This is a genomic window from Candidatus Symbiopectobacterium sp. NZEC127, from assembly GCF_025962675.1.
In the GTDB taxonomy this organism is placed as follows: Bacteria; Pseudomonadota; Gammaproteobacteria; order Enterobacterales; family Enterobacteriaceae; genus Symbiopectobacterium.
In genome coordinates this window covers 1-518 of record NZ_JAGFPG010000103.1, presented here as the reverse complement: position 1 = coordinate 518, position 518 = coordinate 1, and the positions used below count along the sequence as shown (strand labels likewise).

Genomic DNA, 518 nt, shown 5'->3' with positions numbered 1-518 from the left:
GTGAACGCTATGCGGCACATCAACGTGCGCGGCAAGCGCGACGGCAGTTCGGGGAATTGACACAGGCACTGAGTAACCTGCGTCAACAGCAGCAAAATAGCGCCAGCAAATGGCTCACGCTGGACCAGCGTTTTCAGGCCGACAGCCTGAGTATCGACACGCAACGCGCGGACAGTCAACGTCTGGAGCAGCAGTTGAACGATGTCGAGCAGCGTGTCGAGCTGGAACAGCGCATCGTTAAGCTGGAGGCTGAGCGTGCACAGTTACAACCGGGAAAGGCCTGCCCGCTGTGTGGCTCCACGCACCATCCGGCGATTGCCGAGTATCAAACGCTGGCGCTAACGGCTTCCGAGGCACAAGTGCGTATGGCACAGCTGCGCACACTGTGTCAGCAGGTGCGCAGCGAATTGGCACAGCGCGAGGGCGCGCTCGCCGTATTGGCAAAACAGCGCGACGAACTTCAGGCCGAGCGGGCCGAACAGGAAACGCTGTACCAAACGCGCTATACCGCTTGGCAA

The 518-nt window shown here is 60.4% G+C and carries 1 pseudogene; it reads left to right on the top strand.

Going from position 1 to position 518, the window contains the following annotated elements:
- Nucleotides 1–518: pseudogene (locus J5069_RS24135) on the top strand (hypothetical protein); the annotation flags it as partial.